General features: G+C 67.8%; 19 protein-coding genes. 12 read left to right on the top strand and 7 right to left on the bottom strand.

Annotation, left to right across the window (positions count from 1 at the left end):
- The first annotated feature begins 19 nt into the window (after positions 1-19).
- Complete coding sequence (locus GOALK_RS12615; protein WP_006359208.1) at positions 20-703, top strand: hypothetical protein; 684 nt, start codon at positions 20-22, stop codon at positions 701-703.
- Between the two features lie 30 nt (positions 704-733).
- Here GOALK_RS12615 and upp read toward each other — a convergent pair whose 3' ends face one another.
- A complete protein-coding gene (gene upp / locus GOALK_RS12610; RefSeq protein ID WP_006359207.1) occupies positions 734-1,357 on the bottom strand; it encodes a uracil phosphoribosyltransferase in 624 nt (207 codons plus the stop codon).
- 188 nt (positions 1,358-1,545) lie between these two features.
- Here upp and GOALK_RS12605 point away from each other — a divergent pair, with 188 nt between their 5' ends.
- The 3 genes from GOALK_RS12605 (at position 1,546) to GOALK_RS12595 (ending at position 4,151) form a co-directional block, all read left to right on the top strand.
- Entirely contained in the window at positions 1,546-1,836 is a 291-nt protein-coding gene (locus tag GOALK_RS12605) for a type VII secretion target (protein ID WP_006359206.1), read from the top strand.
- Entirely contained in the window at positions 1,836-2,798 is a 963-nt protein-coding gene (locus GOALK_RS12600) for a C40 family peptidase (RefSeq protein WP_006359205.1), read from the top strand. Before GOALK_RS12605 ends, GOALK_RS12600 begins: the two co-directional genes overlap by 1 nt.
- 78 nt (positions 2,799-2,876) lie before the next feature.
- Complete coding sequence (locus tag GOALK_RS12595; RefSeq protein ID WP_006359204.1) at positions 2,877-4,151, top strand: SatS C-terminal domain-containing protein; 1,275 nt, start codon at positions 2,877-2,879, stop codon at positions 4,149-4,151.
- On the opposite strand, the gene GOALK_RS12590 is transcribed toward GOALK_RS12595, so the two are convergent.
- The 3 genes from GOALK_RS12590 to GOALK_RS12580 are packed head-to-tail and all read right to left on the bottom strand — an operon-like array spanning position 4,148 to position 7,004.
- A complete protein-coding gene (locus GOALK_RS12590; RefSeq protein ID WP_006359203.1) occupies positions 4,148-5,263 on the bottom strand; it encodes an adenosine deaminase in 1,116 nt (371 codons plus the stop codon). The genes GOALK_RS12595 and GOALK_RS12590 overlap by 4 nt on opposite strands.
- Positions 5,260-6,603: a thymidine phosphorylase gene (locus GOALK_RS12585; RefSeq protein ID WP_006359202.1), complete on the bottom strand. Its 1,344-nt coding sequence runs from the start codon at positions 6,601-6,603 to the stop codon at positions 5,260-5,262. Before GOALK_RS12585 ends, GOALK_RS12590 begins: the two co-directional genes overlap by 4 nt.
- Positions 6,600-7,004, bottom strand: a complete 405-nt coding sequence (locus GOALK_RS12580; protein ID WP_006359201.1) for a cytidine deaminase — start codon at positions 7,002-7,004, stop codon at positions 6,600-6,602. The genes GOALK_RS12585 and GOALK_RS12580 overlap by 4 nt, the downstream gene beginning before the upstream one ends.
- Positions 7,005-7,229: 225 nt before the next feature.
- Here GOALK_RS12580 and sdhC point away from each other — a divergent pair, with 225 nt between their 5' ends.
- From sdhC to GOALK_RS12560, 4 genes are read left to right on the top strand one after another with little or no spacing between them, the layout of a single operon-like run.
- Positions 7,230-7,634 (top strand): succinate dehydrogenase, cytochrome b556 subunit, encoded by a 405-nt coding sequence (gene sdhC, locus GOALK_RS12575; protein WP_006359200.1) that lies wholly within the window; start codon positions 7,230-7,232, stop codon positions 7,632-7,634.
- A 12-nt stretch (positions 7,635-7,646) separates the two neighbouring features.
- Complete coding sequence (locus GOALK_RS12570) at positions 7,647-8,102, top strand: succinate dehydrogenase hydrophobic membrane anchor subunit (protein WP_005195959.1); 456 nt, start codon at positions 7,647-7,649, stop codon at positions 8,100-8,102.
- Positions 8,103-8,116: 14 nt separating this feature from the next.
- The gene (gene sdhA, locus GOALK_RS12565; RefSeq protein ID WP_006359199.1) at positions 8,117-9,871 is read left to right on the top strand and encodes a succinate dehydrogenase flavoprotein subunit; all 1,755 of its coding nucleotides are present in this window, start codon (positions 8,117-8,119) and stop codon (positions 9,869-9,871) included.
- Entirely contained in the window at positions 9,871-10,659 is a 789-nt protein-coding gene (locus tag GOALK_RS12560) for a succinate dehydrogenase iron-sulfur subunit (RefSeq protein WP_006359198.1), read from the top strand. Before sdhA ends, GOALK_RS12560 begins: the two co-directional genes overlap by 1 nt.
- Positions 10,660-10,664: 5 nt before the next feature.
- On the opposite strand, the gene GOALK_RS12555 is transcribed toward GOALK_RS12560, so the two are convergent.
- Positions 10,665-11,273 carry a TetR/AcrR family transcriptional regulator gene (locus tag GOALK_RS12555; RefSeq protein ID WP_040004192.1) on the bottom strand — a complete coding sequence of 203 codons (609 nt, stop codon included), beginning with the start codon at positions 11,271-11,273 and terminating at the stop codon, positions 10,665-10,667.
- 173 nt (positions 11,274-11,446) lie between these two features.
- Here GOALK_RS12555 and GOALK_RS12550 point away from each other — a divergent pair, with 173 nt between their 5' ends.
- The 4 genes from GOALK_RS12550 (at position 11,447) to GOALK_RS12535 (ending at position 15,620) form a co-directional block, all read left to right on the top strand.
- Positions 11,447-12,610 (top strand): cytochrome P450, encoded by a 1,164-nt coding sequence (locus GOALK_RS12550; RefSeq protein ID WP_006359196.1) that lies wholly within the window; start codon positions 11,447-11,449, stop codon positions 12,608-12,610.
- Positions 12,611-12,680: 70 nt separating this feature from the next.
- Positions 12,681-13,091 (top strand): hypothetical protein, encoded by a 411-nt coding sequence (locus tag GOALK_RS12545; protein ID WP_006359195.1) that lies wholly within the window; start codon positions 12,681-12,683, stop codon positions 13,089-13,091.
- An 83-nt stretch (positions 13,092-13,174) separates the two neighbouring features.
- The gene (locus GOALK_RS12540; RefSeq protein ID WP_006359194.1) at positions 13,175-14,713 is read left to right on the top strand and encodes an APC family permease; all 1,539 of its coding nucleotides are present in this window, start codon (positions 13,175-13,177) and stop codon (positions 14,711-14,713) included.
- Complete coding sequence (locus GOALK_RS12535; RefSeq protein ID WP_006359193.1) at positions 14,703-15,620, top strand: universal stress protein; 918 nt, start codon at positions 14,703-14,705, stop codon at positions 15,618-15,620. The genes GOALK_RS12540 and GOALK_RS12535 overlap by 11 nt, the downstream gene beginning before the upstream one ends.
- A 25-nt stretch (positions 15,621-15,645) precedes the next feature.
- Here the strand turns inward: GOALK_RS12535 and GOALK_RS12530 are convergent, their stop codons facing one another.
- Both GOALK_RS12530 and GOALK_RS12525 read right to left on the bottom strand, forming a co-directional pair.
- Positions 15,646-17,076 (bottom strand): NAD(P)/FAD-dependent oxidoreductase, encoded by a 1,431-nt coding sequence (locus GOALK_RS12530; protein ID WP_006359192.1) that lies wholly within the window; start codon positions 17,074-17,076, stop codon positions 15,646-15,648.
- Complete coding sequence (locus tag GOALK_RS12525) at positions 17,073-18,572, bottom strand: gamma-aminobutyraldehyde dehydrogenase (protein ID WP_006359191.1); 1,500 nt, start codon at positions 18,570-18,572, stop codon at positions 17,073-17,075. The genes GOALK_RS12530 and GOALK_RS12525 overlap by 4 nt, the downstream gene beginning before the upstream one ends.
- Between the last annotated feature and the right edge of the window lie 85 nt (positions 18,573-18,657).

Here is an 18,657-nt window from a genome sequence, read left to right as displayed (position 1 = left end):
ACAGAACTCGAGGAGCACCATGACCTACCCACCCGACGGTTCCGGCGGTTACCCGCCCGGCGGGTACCCGCCCGGCGGGTACCCGGGCGCCTACGGGCCGGGTGGCCATCCGCAGGGTCCGCCGCCCCCACCGCCGCGTTCGCCGTGGACATCACCCGCGGTCCTCGTGGCCATCGGCGCCGGCATCCTGCTGGTGGTCGCGGGCGTGCTGGCCGCATTCCTGCTGATACCTGCCGACGAGGAATCGTCCGACGAGGTCGCCGCGAGTTCCACGACCTCGGAGCTCCCGACGGTCACGAGCACGGTCACCCAGTCCCCGCCGACGACCCAGACCACCATCACAACCACGCCGTCGCCGCCGACGAACCGTCCCGCCCCGCCCGTGGCGGGCGCCGATTGGCAGGGATTCGTGACCGGCCCGCGCTGCAACGCCGCCGACGACCCGGCGGTCGCGATCGGTCAGACTTCCCGGTCGCGCGTGGTCATCTGCCAGGTCGGCAACCAGACGGGTCGCTGGTACTACAAGGGGCAGGCACCCGAGGGTGGCATCGAGCTGCAGTTCCCGACCCGTGTCGGCAACACCTTCGAGGCACGCAACGGAGCCGTCCGCTACCTGGTGTCCCCGTCGAGTCTCACCATCGTGGAGGGCGGTTCGGTTCTGGCGAACGAACCGATGCTCGCCTACTGGTCGTCACCCGGCTGACCGATCACGACCGGCCGGCCCGGATCTCCGTCAGCGCGGGCCGAACTGACGGTCGCCGGCGTCGCCGAGTCCCGGCACGATGTAGTTGACGTCGTCGAGGCCCTCGTCGATCGCGGCCACGACGAGACGGCACGGATGGCCCGACTTCTCGAGCAACTCCACACCCTGGGGTGCCGCGACGACGCAGACCGCGGTGATGTCGGTGGCGTTGCGCGCGACGAGCAGTTCGATCGTGTGCAGCATCGACCCGCCGGTCGCGAGCATCGGGTCGAGGACGAAGACGGGCAGCCCGGAGAGGTCCTCGGGCAGGGACTCGAGATACGGCACCGGCTGGGCGGTCTCCTCGTCGCGGGCGATGCCCACGAAACCGACCCGGGACTCGGGCACCATCGCATGCGCCTGCTCGACCATCCCGAGGCCCGCACGCAGGACCGGGACCAGCAGCGGCGGCTTCGCCAGCCGTGATCCGGTGTGCGGGACCAGTGGCGTCTTGATCTCGAGGTCGGCACGGGGCGCGGCCGCCAGAGCCTCGTAGATCAGCATCTGGGTGAGATCCGAGAGTGCCGCACGGAATCCGGCGTTGTCGGTGGTCTCGTCTCGCATCGTCGTCAGACGAGCGGCGGCGAGAGGATGGTCGACGATCAGGCGTTCCATGCCGACCAGACTATTTCCTGTGCCTCACCCACGTGCGCATTGAGGTATCGCGCAACGCCGCCGACGAGGTTCGATCGCACCCGATGGAACCGAACCGACGCCCGCCGCGTCAGAAACCCATGAGCCCGCGATCCACGGCCCCATCCGCCATCCTCCCCCCTCCCGGGAATGCCCGGGAAACCGTCCTGATGACGAAATCACCGGCGCTGCAGGAATTCTCGTCGACGCACCGCGCCGGGAGCGTGCTGGTCGGCGATCAGGCCCGCACCGACGAGGCGGCTCTGGTCGACCTCGCGATCACGTTCGGGATCATCGGCGCGGAGTTCCTCGCCGCGGTGGTCGAGTTCCTTCGGGTCCACCGGAGCAACCTCGAGACGACGGCGGCGCGGCAGGAACAGGTCGCGTCGGCCACCCGCCGCGCCGACGAGACCTACCTCGCCTGCGACTGCGCGGCCGCCGACCGGGGGTTCACCCTCTGATGCTCGACGCCGCGATGTTCGCCGAACCCCTACGACAGCTCGTCGCCGCGCTGGGCACCGGCGTCCTCGCGCCGGGCAATCCGGCGGAGACGATCCGTGCCGCAGCGGATGCTGTCGACGCCGCACGCCGTGGATCGACAGCCGCGACCGAAGCGGTGCGCACGCACTGGGAGGGCTCCGGCGCCGCGGCGGCCGTCGACGCCACGGGACGAGTTCAGCAGAGCATGGGCATGCTGACCGACGACGCCGACGACTTCGCCCGCCTCGTCGAGAGCGCCGGCGGAAAAGTGCAGTCGGCGTCGACCCGACTCCTCGGCCTGGTGGACTCCCTCGAACGTCGGGCTCGCGCCTTCGGGAGCGAGCTGTTCACCCCGGCCGGGCTGCTGACGATGCTGCCGGTGGCGGCCGGGCATCTCGGCCGTGGTCTCGAGATCGTCGCTCGCACACGTGCCGACCTCCGCTCCGACACCGATGCGATGGCGGCCCTCGGCCGGCGGATCGCACCCGCATCGGTCACGACCACCAGCGACCCGGCCACCGCTGAGCGACTGTCGGTGTCGCCGGTGTCCGGAGGCGTGCCGATCACGCTCCCCGACGGTTCGGTGGCGTACGCGCCGAACGAGCGGGCGGCGAAGGCAGTGCGCGCGGCACTGAGCCAGCGGGGTGTTCCTTATCTCTGGGGCGGGACGACGCCCGCCGGTTTCGACTGCAGCGGTTTCACCAGATGGGCATATCGGCAGGCCGGTCTCGATCTCCCCCGCCTGGCCCAGGATCAGGACACCGCCGGAATCCGCGTGTCACAGGCCCAACTACAGCCCGGCGATCTCGCCGTGTGGTCCGGGCACGTGGCCATGTACATCGGCAACGATCAGATGATCGAGGCCGGCGATCCGGTCGGCGTCTCACCGGTTCGGACCACGAATCTCGACCAGACCTTCGAAGGATTCTTCCGGCCCCGATGACGACTCGGCACGAAAACCGTTCGGCCTCTGTGGGGGCACTACTGGATCCACGGCGATCAATCGCTAGGCTGTGTCCCCATGGCCGGAGACATCGTCCCGATTGAGCTCGGACTCACCGACGGAAACAGCTTCACCCTGTGGGCACCCCGCTGGCGAGAGGGTGACGACGAGTGGGAGGCGTTCCTCGGTCTCGACGAGGATCTCTACGTCCTGCCCGGCGTCGCCGAGCTCGCGGCCTTCGTCCGCACCAATGACGACAACGACCTCGTCGAGCATCCGGCGTGGCCGACCATCGTCGGCGTGCAGGCCGAGGAGTTGATCCCGGACGAGCGCCACACCTACGACCTGGTGGGCGTGCCCGAGCTGGCCGCCGAGGATCCGACCCCCGAGGTCATCGCCGAACTCGAGGACGCGCTCGAGATCGTGCGCATCCTGGGTGAGGTCTGCGAACTGACCGCGATCACGAAGTTCTTCAACGGCAACCCGATCCTGGGTGCGGTCACCACCGGTACCCGCAACTTCGAGGGCCGCGAGGGCACCGACCTCTGGGTCCGCATCGGCCGTCTCATCGCCAAGCACTGGGACGACGTCCTCGACGCCATCGACGAGGTCATCACCACGCCGAAGGTCGACGCCAAGGCAGTCGAGACCGCCGAGGCCGAACTCGAGGCCGCCGCCTCCGCCGAAGACGAAGACGAACCGGACGACGACGACATCGAGATCGTCGAGACCGCGGACGACACCGTCGACGAAGACGAAGACGAGGACGACGACGAAGATGACGGTGACGAGTACGACGACGACGATTTCTGGGCGTCGGTCGGCATCGACCCGATCAAGATTGTCACGAGCGGCAACGAGTACCTGACGCTGCGCTGCTACCTCGGCGACGACCCGGTGTTCCTGGGCGCCAAGGGCAAGATCTTCGTGTTCACCTCGGCGCGGTCGCTCTCACGTTTCCTCGCCGACGACAACGCCCACGATCTGGCCGAGCTGATGACGTTCGAGGACATCCGGACCGAGGCCACCAACGGCTCACTCGAATTCGACGTCATCGACGACAACGTCTACGTGCTGCCCGGCCTCGCCGAGGACATCGCCGACGGACCCCGCCGCATGGACCGCGATCAGCTCGACCTCGCCGTCGAACTGTTCACCGACGCAGCCGACTACGCCGGCGACGACACCGTCAACGAGGCACTGGGCACGTCGACTCCCCTCGGCTGGTTCGTCGACTACACCGTCAACCCCGACCCGAAGCGGATGGCCCCGAGCGGACCGTTCGACAACGAGGCCGAGGCCTGGCGCGCGCTCGAACACGACTTCGAGACCCGGCTCGTCAAGAAAGGCTAGCCCGAGCCGAGCAGTACCGCGTAACCCGGCTTGATCACGTCGTCGATCACATCGAGCCGTTCGTCGAAGTGGATGAACGCCGACTTCATGGCGTTGACCGTGAAGCGTTCGAAATCGGCCCAGCCGTAACCGAACTGGTCGGCGAGCAGGCCGAACTCCTTGCTCATCGTGGTGTCGCCCATGAGCCGGTTGTCGGTGTTGACGGTGACCCGGAACCGGAGTCGGGCCAGCACGTTGAACGGGTGCTCGGCGAGCGAGCTGACCGCCCCGGTCTGCACATTCGAACTCGGGCACAGCTCGAGCGGAATCCGCTTGTCGCGCACGATGTTCGCGATCAGACCGAGCTTCGCCCCGGTGAAGGAGTGCGCTGCGAGGTCGACGCCGTCGGGGAGTTCGACGTCGTCGAAGACGCGCACTCCGTGGCCGAGACGGTCCGTGCCGCAGAAGCCGATGGCCTCGTGGATCGACGGCAGGCCGAATGCCTCGCCCGCGTGGATGGTGAACGGCGCGGAGTTGGCGCGCATGTACTCGAAGGCGTCGAGATGACGGGTTGGCGGGTGACCGGCCTCGGCGCCGGCGATGTCGAAGCCGACGACGCCGCGATCGCGGTAGCGCACCGCGAGTTCGGCGATCTCCCGCGAGCGGGCCGCGTGCCGCATCGCGGTGACCAGACAGCGGACGATGATCGTCTTCCCGCGGTCGGCGGCGATCCGCTCACCGTCGGCGAATCCGCGCAGCACCGCCTCGACCACCTCGTCGAGGGTGAGCCCGGCCTCGAGATGCTGTTCGGGTGCGTAGCGGACCTCGGCGTAGACGACGTTGTCGTCGGCGAGGTCCTCCACGCACTCACGCGCCACCCGCTCGAGAGCGTCGACGGTCTGCATGACGGCGACGGTGTGGGTGAAGGTCTCCAGATATCGCTCGAGGGACCCGCTGTCGGCGGCCTCGCGGAACCAGCGGCCCAGCCCGACCGCGTCGTCGACCGGCAGTCCGTCGTAGCCGACGTCGTGCGCGAGTTCCAGGACGGTCGCCGGCCGCAGCCCGCCGTCGAGGTGGTCGTGCAGGAGCACCTTGGGCGCGAGGGTGAGATGCGCCGGATCCAGCGTCGTCATCTTGTGAACCTAACCGAATCGATGATCAGTGGCCGGTCGCCGACGCCGCTCGTGTCGCCATCGGTGTCCTCGATCCGCACCGCACCACCGAGACTCGAGCGCGCGCCCGCGATCCGGTCCTCATCCTGCGTGTGCAAGGTGAACAGCGGTTGGCCGGCGCGGACACGGTCGCCCGGTTTGGCGTGGATCATGACACCCGCCTCCGCCGAGACCGATTCACCGGGCTTGGACCGTCCACCGCCCAGTCGCCAGGCCGCGTCCCCCACCGCACGCGCGTCCATGCCGGTCACGACGCCGTCGCGGGCGGCGGTGAACACATCCTGATGCCGGGCAACCGGGAGCGGGGCATCCGGGTCGCCACCCTGCGCGGAGATCATCGACCGCCAGGCGTCCATCGCCCGGCCGTTGGCCAGATGCTCGGCGGGATCGGCGTCGGGAAGGCCTGCGGCGTCGAGCATCTCGCGAGCGAGTGCCAGGGTCAGCTCGACGACGTCGGCGGGTCCGCCGCCGGCGAGCACCTCGATCGATTCGGCGACCTCGACGGCGTTGCCGACGGTCAGGCCCAGCGGAACGCTCATGTCAGTGATCAGCGCCCGGGTGTCGACCCCGGCGTCGTGTCCGAGTTCGACCATCGTCGACGCCAGTTCGCGGGCATCGGACTCGTCGGGCAGGAAAGCGCCCGATCCGGTCTTAACATCGAGGACCAGCGCGCCGGTGCCCTCGGCGATCTTCTTGCTCATGATCGAGGTGGCGAGCAGCGGGATGGACTCGACCGTCCCGGTGACGTCACGCAGCGCGTAGAGCTTGCGGTCGGCGGGAGCGAGGTCGGCGCCGGCGGCGCAGATGACCGCGCCGACGCGTTCGAGCTGGGTGAACATCTCCTCGGTGCTCAACTCGGCCCGCCAGCCCGGGATCGATTCCAGCTTGTCGAGGGTGCCGCCGGTGTGGCCCAGACCCCGACCGGACAGCTGCGGCACCGCGACGCCGAACGACGCGACGAGCGGCGTCAGGGGCAACGTGATCTTGTCGCCGACGCCGCCCGTGGAGTGTTTGTCGACCGTGATCAGCCGACGGCCGTCTCGACGCAGGCCCGTCAGGTCCATTCGACGTCCGCTGTCGATCATGGCGCGGGTCCAGGTCGCGATCTCCCGGCGGTTCATCCCGCGTAGATAGACGGCCATCAACAACGACGACATCTGCTCCGGAGCGACCTCGCCGCGGGTGTAGCCGTCGACCATCCACGCAATCTGCGCGTCGCTGAGTTCGCCGCCCCCACGCTTGGTCGCGATGACCGAGACGGCGTGGATCACCTCGTCGGCGGTCTCGATCTCCGACGTCACGACACGACCTGGGCGATGTCGTCGGGCCCGAAGGCGTCAGGCAGCAGGTCGGAGAGGAGACGCGGACCGGCGGGGTGATCGACGAGGAGGTCACGGCCGCCGTGTTCGAGGAGCACCTGCCGGCACCGCCCGCACGGCATCAGGACCTTGCCGGAGGCGTCGGTGACGGTCACCGCACGCAGGGACCTGTCACCTTGTGAGATCAACTGTGCGACCAGCGAGACCTCGGCGCAGATCCCCAGACCGTATGAGACATTTTCCACATTGCAACCTGCGACGACACGCCCGTCGGAGGTGACTCCCGCGGCCCCCACGGGGTAGTGCGAGTACGGGGCGTAGGCATGGGACAGCATCTCAGTTGCTCTGTGTCGCAGGACATTCCACTGGATTTCGGTACTCACGCCCACCTCCTGGCAAATGGTGTAACCAACCGGACATGCGCAGTTCATCGGCGCAAAGGCTTGGGTAAGGCAAACCTAAGTCGTAATGTCTTGTGCCTCAAATCGGTTCGGGCAATTTATCACCGGAATGGGCATGGGTTTAGAGTCTCTTGTCATGGGTCCATGGTCGAGTCGGAGCATGCCGATTCGACGCGTCCATCGACGATGTTGGAGGCCACTTTTCCGATGAGCACCTCGACCGAAGTCGCACCTGACCCGGTGCGTCGACGTTCCCTGTATCGCGGCGACCCGGGCATGTGGTCCTGGGTTCTGCACCGCATCACGGGCGTCACCATCTTCTTCTTCTTGTTCGTACACGTGTTGGACACCGCGGTCATCCGCGTCGATCCCAACCAGTACGACCAGATCATCGAAACCTACAAGACCCCGATCATCGGTCTCATGGAGATCGCGCTGGTCGCGTGTGTCCTGTTCCACGCCTTCAACGGCGTGCGCCTGATCCTGGTGGACTTCTGGTCCAAGGGTCCCAAGTACCAGCGGCAGATGCTGTGGGTCGCCCTGACCCTGTTCGTCGTCGTGTTCGGTGCCGGCGCGATCCGCCTGCTGCAGATCCTGTTCAGCCACCTGTAGGAGACACCAGAGATGACCACCTCGGAAGCCACCGGTGTCGCCAAGACCCTCGGCAAGGAACACGACCGTCCGGCGAGCCTGGACAATCCCCGTTCGCCCCGCAAGCCCAAGGGCGGCAACTTCGAGAAGAACGCATGGATGTTCATGCGCTTCTCCGGCCTGATCCTCGTCTTCCTGACCATCGGCCACATGTTCATCATGCTGGCCTGGGACGGCGGCGTGCACCGCATCGACGCCTCGTTCGTCGCCGCTCGCTGGAGTTCACCCGGCTGGCAGATCTGGGATCTGACCATGCTGTGGCTGGCCCAGCTGCACGGCGGCAACGGTGTCCGCACCGTCATCGCCGACTACTCGCGCAAGGACTCGACCCGATTCTGGCTCAACGTGCTGCTGGCCGTGTCGATGATCCTGACCCTGGTGCTGGGCACCTACGCGATCCTCACCTTCGACGTCAACAGCGTCGGCTAAAGGAGACCAAGAACATGCAGGAACACCGCTACGACGTCGTCATCGTGGGCGCCGGCGGCGCCGGGATGCGCGCGGCGATCGAAGCCGCACCGCGTGCCCGCACCGCGGTTCTGACCAAGCTCTACCCCACCCGTAGCCACACCGGCGCGGCTCAGGGCGGCATGTGCGCCGCGCTGGCCAACGTCGAGGAGGACAACTGGGAGTGGCACACCTTCGACACCGTCAAGGGTGGTGACTACCTCGCCGATCAGGACGCCGTCGAGATCATGGCCAAGGAGGCCATCGACGCGGTGCTCGATCTGGAGAAGATGGGTCTCCCGTTCAACCGGACGCCCGAGGGCAAGATCGACCAGCGTCGCTTCGGCGGGCACACCCGCGACCACGGCAAGTCGCCCGTGCGTCGTGCCTGCTACGCCGCCGACCGCACCGGTCACATGATCCTGCAGACGCTGTACCAGAACTGCGTCAAGCACGACGTCGAGTTCTTCAACGAGTTCTATGCGCTCGACATCTGCCTCACCGAGAACGAGGACGGCGAGCAGGTCGCGACCGGTGTCGTCGCCTATGAGCTGGCCACCGGCGAGATCCACGTCTTCCACGCCAAGTCGATCGTCTTCGCGACCGGCGGCTCGGGCCGCATGTACAAGACGACGTCGAACGCGCACACGCTGACCGGCGACGGCATGGGCATCATCTTCCGCAAGGGCCTGCCGCTCGAGGACATGGAGTTCCACCAGTTCCATCCGACCGGCCTGGCCGGCCTCGGCATCCTCATCTCGGAGGCCGTCCGCGGTGAGGGCGGCATCCTGCGCAACGCCGACGGCGAGCGTTTCATGGAGCGCTACGCCCCCACCATCAAGGACCTCGCGCCCCGCGACATCGTCGCCCGCTCGATGGTTCTCGAGGTGCTCGAGGGCCGTGGCGCCGGACCGAACAAGGACTACGTCTACATCGACGTGACGCACCTCGGCGAGGACGTCCTCAACGAGAAGCTCCCGGACATCACCGAGTTCGCCCGCACCTACCTCGGCGTCGACCCGGTCACCGAGTACGTGCCGGTGTTCCCGACCTGCCACTACGTCATGGGCGGCATCCCGACCAACATCAACGGTCAGGTGTTGCGCAACAACGACGAGGTCGTCCACGGCCTGTACGCCGCCGGTGAGTGTGCCTGCGTGTCGGTGCACGGCGCCAACCGCCTCGGCACCAACTCGCTGCTCGACATCAACGTCTTCGGACGCCGCGCCGGCATCGCCGCCGCCGAGTACGCCAACAACGCCGAGTTCGCCGAGCTGCCCGAGCAGCCGACCGAGATGGTCGACAGCTGGCTCGACCTGCTCCTGTCGGATCACGGCCACGAGCGTGTCGCCGACATCCGCACCGAGCTGCAGGCGTCGATGGACAACAACGCGTCGGTGTTCCGCACCGAGGAGACCCTCAAGCAGGCACTGACCGACATCCACCGCTTCAAGGAGCGTTACGCGCACATCCGCGTCCACGACAAGGGCAAGCGTTTCAACAGCGACCTCCTCGAGGCGATCGAGCTGGGCTTCCTGCTCGAGATGGCCGAGGTCACCGTGGTGGGCGCCCTCAACCGCAAGGAGTCGCGCGGCGGACACGCCCGCGAGGACTACCCGGATCGCGACGACGTGAACTACAAGCGTCACACCATGGCGTACAAGAAGGGCACCGACCTTCTCGCGGACATCGAGTTGGACTACAAGCCAGTGGTCGAAACCCGTTACGAGCCGATGGAGCGTAAGTACTGATGACATCTGTTCTGGACAAGCCCGCACCGTCCTCCGACGAGCCGCCGCTGCCCCCGGTGCCCGAAGAGGCCACCATGGTGACGCTCAAGATCGCCCGGTTCAACCCGGAGAATCCGGATGCCCAGGGCTGGGAGAGCTTCCGCGTCCCGGCGCTCCCGACGGACCGCCTGCTCAACCTGCTGCTGTACGTGAAGGGCTACCTCGACGGCACCCTGACCTTCCGCCGCAGCTGCGCGCACGGCGTGTGCGGCTCGGACGCCATGCGCATCAACGGCGTCAACCGTCTCGCCTGCAAGCTCCTCATGAAGGACATGCTCCCCAAGGACAAGTCCAAGGAGATCACCATCACCATCGAGCCGATCCGCGGCTTGCCGGTGGAGAAGGATCTCGTGGTCGACATGGAGCCGTTCTTCGACGCCTACCGCGCCATCAAGCCGTTCCTGATGACCACGGGCAACGAGCCGACCCGCGAGCGCATCCAGAGCCAGAGCGACCGCGCCCGCTTCGACGACACCACCAAGTGCATCCTCTGTGCCTGCTGCACCACGAGCTGCCCGGTGTTCTGGACCGAGGGTTCCTACTTCGGCCCGGCCGCGATCGTCAACGCGCACCGCTTCATCTTCGACAGCCGTGACGAGGGCGCCGTCGAGCGTCTCGACATCCTCAACGACGTCGACGGCGTGTGGCGCTGCCGCACGACCTTCAACTGCACCGACGCATGCCCCCGCGGCATCCAGGTCACGCAGGCGATCTCGGAGGTCAAGCGCGCACTCATGTTCTCGCGCTAATCGATTCAGCTTTCTCTGCAGCCCGGCAACGGCCCGCACCGATCTCGGTGCGGGCCGTTGTTCGTCGACGCCTCGCCCTGGAAGATCCCCGCGATGATCGAGTCCACCAGCGCCGCTTCTTCCTCGGGAGCCGCCGGCCAGAGCAACATCGTCAGGACCGACCGGATCGCGAACCGCGCGGCGACGGCGTCGTCGGGGTCGATGCCGATGAGTTCCGCGGCGACGGCCAGCACGGTCGGTGAGGCGAGCACGGTCGGCGTCGTCGCGATCAGGCTTCCCGGCCGGAGGAACTGGCGGATCACCCGGTCTGCACGCAGGGCGCCGACCGCCGCGGTGATCGCGATCCGTGCGCGCTCATCCCCTGTCGTGCCGGCGGCCTCCTCGCGGATCGATTCCAGGACCGGGGCGGCGGTCATCGACAGCACCGCCTCGATCAGCTGGGCACGGCCGCCCGCATGGCGGTAGATCGTCGCTCGTGAGCAGTGCGCTCGGACGGCCAGTTCGTCGACGCTGAACGCGTCGAGTCCACGAGAGGCGATCAGCGCCGTGGCCTGGGAGACGAGCCTCCTCCGTGCCGCGTCGCCACGATCGCCACCCACGAGCCAGTCAGCCATCCACACCCCTTCGTCGTCGCTTCTCATCATGAGACAACAAGCAACCCCTTGCGTGTGTTTCAGCCCAGGTCAGGGTCCATCGATGAGACATCGATGCCGGACGCCACGAACCGTTCGTATCGACTTCGAAGGGAACCGTTGTCCCGGCCGCGCCCGTCGGCGACGCTGGGGACATGCTCGCACTCGACGACCCCGCCTTCCTGTCGCGCTTCCACACCGGGTTCCCGGTACAGCAGATCGGCGACTCCCCGTTCTTCGCCGTCGGCTCCTGGGATCTCATCGCCGATGTGGTGCGACGACCCGAGGACTTCTCGTCGAACCTGACCGCCACGATGGTCTGCCACGACGACGGATCGGTGTCGGAGTTCCCGGTCGCCGGACTCGGCGATGCGATTCACGTCCTGGCCACCGCCGACGGCCCGCGCCACCGACTCCATCGGTCGCTGGTCATGCCGTCGCTGACACCCGCGCGCATCCGGGCACTGGAACCCTACGTCGCCGAGGTCGTGGACACCGCCTGGTCCGAGGGCCTCGACGAGGACACGATCGATTGGACGACCGCTGTGGCACAACGCGTCCCGATAACCGTGGTCACCGAGCTCCTCGGTCTCCCCCACGAGGACATCGACGATCTCGCCCACTGGGCGGGTGCTACCAACGTGCTGATCGACGGTGTGATCACCCCCGGCCAACTCACCACCGCGACCACCGCGGTCGCCGAACTCACCGCCTATCTCGGCGACGCGCTGGACTCGGCGCTACGGAACGAACGGGAGGGCACGCCGGGACGAGGGGTCCTCGCCGACATCGCGTCGGCCGTGGCCCGGGCCGACCTCGACCGTCCGGCGGCGGTGATGATTCTCCTGCAACTCGTCGCGGCGGGGTCCGACTCCACTGTCAGCCTCCTGACCAACGCGGTCCGGATCCTGGCGCGACACCCCGAGGTCGCCGCACGGTTGCGCCACGCGCCCGACCTCATCCCGGCCTTCGTCGAGGAGGCCCTGCGCCTGGAATCCCCGTTCCGGGGCCACTTCCGGCACGTCGTCGCCGACACCACGCTGGGTGACGCCCGCCTCCCGGCCGGCTCGCACATCTATCTCATGTGGCGCGTGGGCAACCGAGATCCCGAGCACTTCGACGCCGCGCCGGCCATCGACCTCGACCGTGCGACCGCGCGGTCCGGACACGGCTCGCACCTGGCGTTCGGCAAGGGACTGCACCTGTGCGTGGGAGCCGGCCTGGCCCGCCTGCAGGGCCGCCTGGCGATCGCCCGGTTACTCGGCGCCGCAACGGATTTCCGGCAGACCGCGACCCGCGAACTGACACTCGTCCGATGACCCGGGGAACCGATCGGCACCCAGCTGCGTCCAAGAAGGACCCAGTCACCCCGCCGAACGGAGCGCCGTCGTGGTCCGAATCCTGTACCTCCGCCTACTCCTCACCCTCCTGACCGGCACCGCCCTGTGTCTGGCGGTGTTCTCACCCGCCACGGCGGCACCGGCCCCCGCCCCCGAGCCCCAACGGATCACGATCACCCTGACCTCGGACCGGCAGCACAACGGCGCCGCCGTATGGTTCGACGCAGCCGCCCGTCTCCGCACCCAGACCCACGTCCCGCTCACGCACCAGGACGGACACACGAGGTTGTGGTCGGCATCCCTGGTGTACACGAGACATTCGCCGGGCGAACCACTCGACGCGCTATTCCAGTCCGGCGGAAGATTTTCCAGATGTCAGATCTGGGTTGAGTCCGAACTCGTCGCCGAGGACTCCGCCCGCGGACACGAACCGACGAGCAGGTGCCGAGCGCGCAATTGAGCCGGGTTTCGTACTTGCAGGGAGGAATCGGGAGCAGAATCGTACTCTGTCTCTCGTCGTGAACATGTGAGCGGAGAACCAGCATGGCGGAGCGCATCGAGACCGAGGCGGTCGGAGGCGGCGGCGAGGCCGGCCTCGTGGGCGATCCCGGCAACAAGGGCCTGCGACTCGGTTCGATCGGGCTGATGGGCAACGTCATCATCGGCTTGTCCGCCGTCGCACCGGCTTACAGCCTCGCCGCCACCCTCGGCTACGTGGTCGACAGCGTCCACGACAAGGCCCCGGCGATGTTCGTCCTCGCCTTCATCCCGATGTTGCTCGTCGCCTTCGCCTATCGCGAACTGTCCCGCGACACCCCGGACTGCGGCACGACGTTCACTTGGGGCACAAAGGCTTTCGGTCCGTGGATCGGCTGGATCGGCGGGTGGGGCCTCGCCGTGTCGGCGATCATCGTGCTCGCCAACGTCTCCGAGATCGCCGCGCTGTACCTGTTCAAGTTCCTCGGCCTCCACGGCCTCGTCGACAGCCTGCTCGCGAAGATCCTGCTCGGCAGCTTCTTCATCATCGCCATGACGTGGATCAGCATCCGCGGCATCGTCATCAGCGAACGCATACAGGCCATCCTGATGTTCGTCCAGTTCGCCGTGCTCATCATCGCGAGCGTGATCGCGCTGGTGAAGGTCGGCACCGGCCGGGCCGGCGACCAGGCGATCACACCGGAGTGGTCCTGGTTGTGGCCCAGTGGTCTCGACCAGTCGCAGATCGCTGCGGCGGTCATCCTGTGCATCTTCATCTACTGGGGCTGGGATGCGTGCCTGGCGATCAGCGAGGAGACCAAGGACCCCGACAAGACCCCCGGCCGAGCCGCCCTCCTCACGTGCGTCATCCTGGTCGCCACCTACGTGCTGGTCGCCTACGCGGTCCAGTCGTTCGCCGGGTTCGGCGACACCGGGATCGGACTCGGGAACGACGCGAACGACGAGGACGTCCTGACGATCCTGGGAGACCCGGTAGCGGGCGCGGTCTTGTCGTCGGCACTTCTGTTGACGGTCTGCGTCTCCGCGCTGTCCTCGACCCAGTCCACGATCCTGCCCACCGCACGCGGCAGCCTCTCGATGGCCGTCTACAAGGCACTGCCCGAGAAGTTCGCCTCGATCCACCCGCGCTACATGACACCCGCCTTCGGTACCGGCGTCATGGGTGCCGCGGCCCTCACCTTCTACCTGGTCCTCTCACTGCTCAGCCAGGACACCCTCGCCGACTCCATCGCGTCTCTCGGGCTCGCGGTCGCCTTCTACTACGGGATCACCGCCTTCGCCTGCGTCTGGTACTTCCGCTCGAGCCTGTTCGCCTCCGCACGGAACTTCCTCCTGCGCTGCCTCTTCCCGCTCCTCGGCGGCCTCGCCATGGCCGCGGCCTTCATCCGCTCGGCGATCGACATGATCTCGCCGGACTACGGCGCCACCTCGGTCGGCGGGATCGGTGGCGTCTTCGTCCTCGGCGTGGGCATGCTGGTTCTCGGAATCCCGCTGATGCTCGCCTGTTTCGCCCACAACAGCGACTTCTTCCGGGGCAAGACACTGACCGCGACCACCGAGGTGAAGGTTCCCGATGTCTACTGAGACCGCCGCGACCCGACCCGACGAAGAGACGCCCGACGACCCGACCGCTCCCCGGCTCACGGTCGGATATCTCGCGACCCCCTCGGGCGCCGACGGTGTCGTGCTGGCCGTGGCGCTCGCGCGCGTGACCGGCGCGGCCATCGATCTCGTGTGTGTGGTCCGCCCGACGCCCTACGACGGCCAGCCCGGACTCGCCCAGTACCAGCAGCGCATCGAGGCACAGGCCGCCGACTGGCTCCGCGAGGGTGCCGCGCTGATCCCGCCGGGCTTCTCCTATCGCACCGTCGTCACGGTCAACGAGTCCTTCGCCGACGGTCTCGCCTCCCACGCGGTCGCCACCGGGGCCAGGATGATCGTCGTCGGCGGCACCGGCGACGGGCTGCTGAGTCGGCACACGCTCGGCACCATCAGCAACGAACTCGTCCACTCCTCGCCGGTTCCGGTCGCGTTGGCGCCGCGCGGATATGCGGATCGGGTCGACGCGGTCCTCGACATGGTGACCGTTGCCGTCCCGGTCAAACCCGGCACCGACAATCCCCTCCCGTTCGCCGAGAAACTCGCCGAACGCGCGAAGCTCGACCTCCGGCTGCTGTCGCTGGTCTCCCTCGAATCCCCCTTCGACGACGACTCGTCGAGAGATGTGCGAACCGCGCAGATCGCCGTCGCGCGTGAACTCCTCGAGAAGACTCGCGCCGAGGTGAACTCCGAGCTCGAGGTCGACGTCGTCGTCGCCGACGGTGCGACGCTCGACGAGGCGCTGGCCAATCTCCCCTGGGACGCCAACGACATCGTCGCCATCGGCTCCGGCCACCTCGGATCGCCGAACCGGGTCTTCCTCGGCAGCACCGCTTCTCGCATCCTCCGGTGGACGACGGCACCGGTTATCGTGGTCCCCAAGAGCGGCTGACCGGTCGCGCCCACGGGCGACGGCGTCAGCTGTCGAAACCCAGCCCGATCTTGTCCAGCAACGCGAGCCATGCTCCGCGGCGTCCGTTGCGGCGCTCGCTGCGCGCCATCTGCTGGCGGGTCAACGTGATACCCGCCCAGCGGACCGGTTCCGGCGGGAACGGTAAGGGCTTGCGGCGCACCATTTCCAGGGCGGTGCGTTCCGTCCGCAGACCGTCGACGAGGTCGAGGGCGGCCGCGGCCGCGAAATGCGAGGCGCCGACGCCGAGTCCGGTGAAGCCCACCGCCGTCACCACGCGCCCGCCGTGGGAGGTGTCCCAGAAGGCGCAGAACCGCGAGCAGGTGTCGATCACCCCGCCCCACGTGTGCGTCGCGGTGATCCCCTCGAGCTGCGGAAACACCTGCAGCAGATGCTCACCGAGCAGCGCCCATTCGCCGGGCCGCCGGGCGCGGCGGGGGTCGTCGTCGGACCCGAAGTGATATGGCGCATCCCAGCCGCCGAACAGCATCCGGTTGTCGGCGGTGAGCCGGAAGTAGTGAAACCGTGGACCGCTGTCGGCGAGTCCCTCTCGCCCGGGCCAGCCGAGGGAGGCGAGCTGTTCGTCGGACAACGGTTCGGTCATCAGCGCGTAGTCCCACACCGGGACCGTGTAGAGCCGCAGCCTACGGACCAGGGATCGGCTCGCCGACGTCGCGACCACGACCCGGTCGGCGCGTACCTGCCCGAAATCCATTCGGGCGCAAATCTCGTCACCCGCCGGCCCCGCGGCCAGAGTCAACACCTCAGTGTTCTCGAAGATCCGCACGCCGAGTCGTTCGGCTGCATCGGCGAGGCCGAACGCGAGTTTGGCGGGGTCGATGATCAGAACATTCGGGTCGTAGAGAGCGCCGCGGACCATCGGTGAGTTGACGCGTTCCCGGGCCGCGGATGTGTCGAGCAGGACGAGATCCTCGCCGAGTGCCTGCCCGGCGGTCGCGGTCTCGGTGAGGTCGTCGAACTGCCAGTCGGTGGTCGCGAGGTCGAGTTCCCCGGTGCGCTCGACGTCGGCGTCGATGCCCAGACGTGTCAACGTGTCCTGGATGGCGTCGAGTGTCTCCCTACCCATACGCAGCAGCGTGGGCATCTCGTCGGGGAACCGCTGCAACCCGTTGCCGAGTCCGTGTGTGAGGCTGGCGGCACAGAAGCCGCCGTTGCGTCCGGAAGCATGTTCGGCGATCCGGTCACGTTCGACGAGCACGATCGATCGGGACGGATTCCGTTCCGCGGCCTGCACCGCCGCCCACAGGCCGGTGAAGCCGCCGCCGATCACCAGCAGATCGGCACCGGTCTCGCCGACGAGTCGGGGCCGGTGTTCGGGACGCAGGTCGCGGTCGAGCCAGTAGGGGCGGGCCGCGGCGTGCGCGACCATCTCGACGCCCCGGTCGGTCGGCCGCGAGGCCCACGTCCGGCCGGTCACGCCGTCGGGCCGTCCAGGCTGAAGATCGTTCGGTGCCATTCCTTTTCGGCGACGCCGTGAATGTCACTCATGACGTGCTTGACGAGCAGGTACTCGTCGAGGGAGTAGGTCGACATGTCCTTGCCGAAGCCGGAGGCGCCGTATCCGCCGTGCGGCATCTCGCTGATGATCGGGATGTGGTCGTTGATCCAGACACAGCCGGCGTGGATCTCGCGCGAAGCCCGTTGTGCGCGATACACATCGCGCGTCCACGCCGACGCCGCGAGGCCGTACGGGGTGTCGTTGGCGCGACGGATCGCATCGTCGTCGTCGGTGAAGCGGCTGACCGCGAGCACCGGCCCGAACACCTCGTCGCGGTAGATCTCCGAGTCCTCGGCCACGTCGGCGACGAGGGTCGGCGGGTAGAAGGCGCCCGGCCCGTCGGGGACGGTACCGCCGATGACCACGCGCGCTCCCGCTGCCCGTGCACGGTCCACCATCCCGGCCACCTTCTCGCGGTGGCGTCGGGAGATGAGGGAGCCGAGATCGGTTGCCGGATCGGTGGGATCACCGATGACGACCCGCGACATCAGGTCGGCGACGCCGTCGACGAAGTCGTTGTAGAGCGCGGGCGCGACGATCGCGCGGGTGGCCGCGGTGCAGTCCTGACCACCGTTGATGATCGAGCCCGCGACCGCACCATGGATCGCGGCCTGCAGGTCGGCGTCGTCGAAGACGACGAACGGCGCCTTGCCGCCGAGTTCGAGCTGGATGCGGGCGCCGGTGGTGGCGGCCTGTGCCATCACCTGCCGGCCGACCGCGGTCGAACCGGTGAAGGTCACCATGTCGACGCCGGGATGCCCGGCGAGATGGGCGCCGGCTTCCGGACCGGTGCCGACGACGATGTTGAGGACACCGTCGGGAAGCCCGGCCTCGGTGGCGGTGCGGGCCATCGTGAGTGTGGTCAGCGGCGTGATCTCGGCGGGCTTCAGCACCACCGCGCAGCCGGCGGCCAGTGCCGGAATGACCTTCCAGACCGCCATCTGCAGCGGATAGTTCCAGGGCGTGATGGTGCCGACGACTCCGACCGGTTCCCGGCGGATCGACGAGGTGTGGTCCCCCGAGTACTCCGCGCTCGCCTTGCCGTCGAGATTGCGTGCGACGCCGGCGAAGAACTCGACGTTGTCGATCGATCCGGGGATGTCGAAATCGGTCGCGAGCCGGACCGGCTTACCGGTGTGGGCGACCTCTTCGGCGATCAACACGTCGGACTCCGCGTCGAGCGCCCTGGCCAACGCGAGCAGAACTCCCGCCCGTTCGGCCGGGGTCGCACGACCCCAGGACGGCTGTGCGGCGCGGGCACTGGCGACCGCGGCGTCTACATCGCCGCGACCTGCGAGTTTCACGGTCCCGACCGGCTCATCCGTGGCAGGATTGACCACGATGTGATCGGTACCGGTCGAGTGATGGGGCTTTCCGTCGATCCAGCCGGACGGAATGCTGGTTGGTGAGGACATACCCCAGATCCTACCGCCGCCGTTGCGGATTCACGTGTCGAAATCCGGTTTGATTGCGGTTTCAGTCGTGCGTGTTGCGGTTCGC

The organism is Gordonia alkanivorans NBRC 16433, from assembly GCF_000225505.1.
Taxonomy (GTDB): domain Bacteria; phylum Actinomycetota; class Actinomycetes; order Mycobacteriales; family Mycobacteriaceae; genus Gordonia; species Gordonia alkanivorans.
This window is presented reverse-complemented; position numbering and strand designations above follow the sequence as displayed.